General features: G+C 57.4%; 5 protein-coding genes. All 5 read left to right on the forward strand.

The features are described 5' to 3' along the window. Nucleotides 1-910: ABC transporter ATP-binding protein (locus ACK4TM_RS17180; protein WP_409703728.1), on the forward strand; the 910-nt coding region annotated here is incomplete at its 5' end. After that, on the forward strand, nucleotides 907-1,668 hold the full coding sequence (locus ACK4TM_RS17185; protein WP_409703731.1) for an ABC transporter permease: 762 nt from the start codon (nucleotides 907-909) through the stop codon (nucleotides 1,666-1,668). The genes ACK4TM_RS17180 and ACK4TM_RS17185, both read left to right, overlap by 4 nt. Before the next feature lie 37 nt (nucleotides 1,669-1,705). Then, the gene (locus ACK4TM_RS17190; RefSeq protein ID WP_409703734.1) at nucleotides 1,706-2,497 is read left to right on the forward strand and encodes a S49 family peptidase; all 792 of its coding nucleotides are present in this window, start codon (nucleotides 1,706-1,708) and stop codon (nucleotides 2,495-2,497) included. Then, entirely contained in the window at nucleotides 2,494-2,661 is a 168-nt protein-coding gene (locus ACK4TM_RS17195) for a hypothetical protein (protein ID WP_409703737.1), read from the forward strand. The genes ACK4TM_RS17190 and ACK4TM_RS17195 overlap by 4 nt, the downstream gene beginning before the upstream one ends. Continuing rightward, nucleotides 2,658-3,434, forward strand: coding sequence for an SDR family oxidoreductase (locus ACK4TM_RS17200; RefSeq protein WP_409703740.1), 777 nt, complete (start codon nucleotides 2,658-2,660; stop codon nucleotides 3,432-3,434). The genes ACK4TM_RS17195 and ACK4TM_RS17200 overlap by 4 nt, the downstream gene beginning before the upstream one ends. Nucleotides 3,435-3,787: the final 353 nt, after the last annotated feature.

Raw genomic sequence — 3,787 nt, forward strand, 5'->3', positions numbered from 1 at the left:
CGTCAAAAACCTGCGCAAAGCCTATGAAGGCGGGTTTGAGGCGCTCAAATCCGTCAATCTGGAGATTGAAGAGGGCGAGATTTTGGCCCTGCTTGGCCCCAATGGCGCGGGCAAGACCACACTGATTTCCACCATCTGCGGGATCGTCACGCCGACATCCGGCACGGTGACTGTCGGTGGTTTCGACACCCAGACAGAGTTTCGCGAAACACGGTCGATGATCGGGCTGGTCCCGCAAGAGATCACGCTGGAACCGTTCGAGACGGTGTTCAGCACTGTCAGCTTTTCGCGCGGGCTGTTTGGGAAGCCGCGTGATGACGCAAAGATCAACGATATTCTGGCGCAGCTTTCGCTTGCCGATAAGCGCCACAACAAGGTGATCACGCTGTCGGGCGGTATGAAACGCCGCGTGCTGATCGCCAAGGCGCTGGCCCATGAACCGCGCGTGCTGTTTCTGGACGAACCCAGCGCCGGCGTCGATGTCGAATTGCGCAAGGACATGTGGGATGTGGTGGCGCGGCTGAAAGCATCGGGCGTCACGATCATCCTGACGACGCATTACATCGAAGAGGCAGAGGCGATTGCAGACCGTGTCGGGATCATCGCCAATGGTCAGATACTGCTGATCCAGAACAAGGCCGAATTGATGGCGCAAATGGGCCAGAAACAATTGCGCATCGATCTGGCGGTCCCGACGCCCAATATTCCCGCTGCCTTGGCGGAATATGAGCTGCAGCGCGCGCCCGATGGCCGCAGCCTGACCTATACCTATGACACCAAGGGGCCGCGTACCGGCATCACCACCTTGCTGAACGATCTGCAAAATGCCGGTTTGCAGATGAAAGATCTGCAGACCCAACAAAGCAGCCTAGAAGACATCTTTGTCGGATTGGTGAAGGAAGACGTATGAACCTGAACGCAGTCAAAACGATTTACATGCACGAAATGGCGCGGTTCTGGCGCACGATCATGCAGTCGCTGGTATCGCCGGTGCTGTCGACATCGCTTTACTTTGTCGTCTTTGGCGCCGCCATCGGCAGCCGGATCGATCAGGTCGAAGGGGTGGGGTATGGTGCCTTTATCGTGCCCGGACTGATCATGCTGTCGGTGATGACCCAGGCGACCACGAACGCGAGTTTCGGGATATATTTTCCGAAATTCACCGGGACGATTTATGAACTTTTGTCCGCGCCCGTCAGTTTTCTGGAAATCGTGGCCGGTTATGTGGGCGCGGCGGCGACCAAGGCCTTGTTCATCGGGTTGATCATCCTTGCCACGGCGTTTTTCTTTATCGATATCCAGATCGCGCATCCGTTTGCGATGATTGCCCTGCTCGTGCTGACCTGTATCAGCTTTTCGCTGCTTGGGTTCATCATCGGCATCTGGGCGGGGAATTTCGAACAATTGCAGCTGATCCCGCTGTTGGTGATTACGCCCTTGGTGTTTCTTGGCGGGTCGTTTTATTCAATCACCATGCTGCCGCCCGTCTGGCAGACGATCACCCTGTTCAATCCGGTGGTCTATCTGATCAGCGGTTTCCGCTGGTCGTTCTTTGGTGTGGCGGATGTCAGCATCGGGGTGTCACTGATGGCGATTGCGTTGTTCACGGCACTTTGCCTTGGTTTCATCGGCTGGATTTTCCGCACCGGCTGGCGCATCCGGCAATGACCTTGCGGGGCGCGCGGAACGGTTTAAGTATGTGCCTATGATAAAAATCCCCTTCGTGAAGTCGCCCCCTTTCGTCGCCGTGATCCGCCTGCAGGGCGCGATTGCCAATTCCGGGCGTGGCCTTGACAGCCCCGGCCTTGGCCCGGTCATCGCCAAGGCGTTCAGCAAGGGTAAACCTGCCGCTGTGGCGCTGGAAATCAACTGTCCGGGCGGGTCGCCCGTGCAATCATCGCTGATCGCTGCGCACATCCGGCGGCTGGCGGATGAAAAGAAGGTGCCGGTCTTTGCCTTTGTCGAGGATGTGGCGGCATCGGGCGGTTATTGGCTAGCTTGTGCTGCCGATGAAATCTTTATTGATTCCTGTTCGCTGACGGGTTCGATCGGGGTGATCAGCGCCAATTTCGGCGCGCATCAGGCGATTGATAAGCTCGGGATCGAACGGCGGGTGCATACGGCTGGCAAATCCAAAAGTCTGATGGACCCGTTCAAACCCGAAAAGCCAGAGGATGTGAAAAAGCTCAAAGGCTGGCTGGGAGACCTGCACGCCACCTTTATTGCCTATGTCAAATCCCGGCGCGGACCAAAACTGTCCGACGATCCGGATCTGTTCACGGGCGAGGTCTACATCGGCCAGAAAGGCATCGACGTCGGGCTGGTTGACGGGATCGGCCATCTGGTGCCGGTGATGAAGGCGCGCTTTGGCGACAAGGTCCGGTTTCGCCGCTATGGGCAGAAAAAGTCGATCCTGTCGCGCTTTGGTGCGCAGATCGTCGATGATGCCGTGGCCGGGATCGAAGAACGCGCCGCTTTTGCGCGGTTTGGTCTATGATCGTCAAATCGGTCTTTCTGTTTCTGGCCTTCATGATCGTGCTGGGTATTTTCGGCAAATGGCGGTTTCCGGGGCAGAAGATGCTCGCCAATGCCAAATGCCCCAAATGCCAACGGTTCCGCATCGGCAAAGGGCCCTGCGTTTGTGAAAAGGGCCGCCCATGAAGGCGTTGGTCACAGGTGCGGGCGCGCGGTTGGGGCAGGCGATGGCGCTGTATCTGGGCGAGCGGGGTTATGACGTCGCGGTGCATTATGCGAGGTCACTGGCGGGCGCGCAGGATACGGTGAAACAACTGCGCGCGATGGGGCGGCAGGCTGTCGCGCTCCAGGCTGACCTGCTGGATGAGGATGCAACGGGCGCATTGGTCGGGCGTGCCAGCGCGGCATTGGGCGGGCCGCTGACCTGTCTGGTCAATAATGCGTCTATTTTTGAGTATGACACGATCCATTCTGCGACCAAAGCCAGTTGGACCCGCCATATCGGATCGAACCTGCGCGCGCCGTTCGTGCTGACCCAAGCCTTTGCGGTGCAAACGCCCAAGGCCCAGACAGACAGCATGGGTGAACCTGTTGCGCAAGCGCTGATCGTGAACATGATCGACCAGCGGGTGCAAAAGCTGACACCGGAATTCATGACCTATACGATTGCCAAGATGGGCCTGTGGGCGATGACGCAGACGACGGCACAGGCGCTGGCGCCGGATATCAGGGTCAATGCCGTTGGCCCCGGCCCGACCCTGCAGGGGGCGCGGCAATCGGCGGATCACTTTGCCCGACAACGCGCCGCGACGGTTTTGCAAAGGGGCGCAAACCCTGCAGATATTTGCGCAGCACTGGGATATTTCCTTGATGCGCCGGCGGTGACCGGGCAAATGCTGGCTGTGGATGGCGGCCAACATCTGGGCTGGGAAACGCCTGATGTGCTGGGCGTGGAATAACCGGCCGCAAAAGTTACGCACCGCGCTGGCCAGCGTTCACGGAACTGTCATAAAGCCTCTGTTTTTCAACGCGTTAAGATGTAATTAATAAAAATATCGTTGAAAAACAAAGGAATAAGAAACTGCTTAATTTTTAGGCAAAGCGACGAAGTGGGCCTGAAACAAGGATAAATTCCTGATACCCGCAGATCATCCACTGACTTATCCACAGAAACAGTGGATGCCTTTCCTCTTGTCCCCGCTGCGTTACCATTGCAGCAAGAATAGAATCAAAGACCGCGCCGCATGACTGACACTGCCCCCAACGGATATGACGTGATCCATGGCTATCTGCGCAGCCTTGACAGCTCGCC

Source organism: Yoonia sp. (assembly GCF_046292185.1).
GTDB lineage: Bacteria > Pseudomonadota > Alphaproteobacteria > Rhodobacterales > Rhodobacteraceae > Yoonia.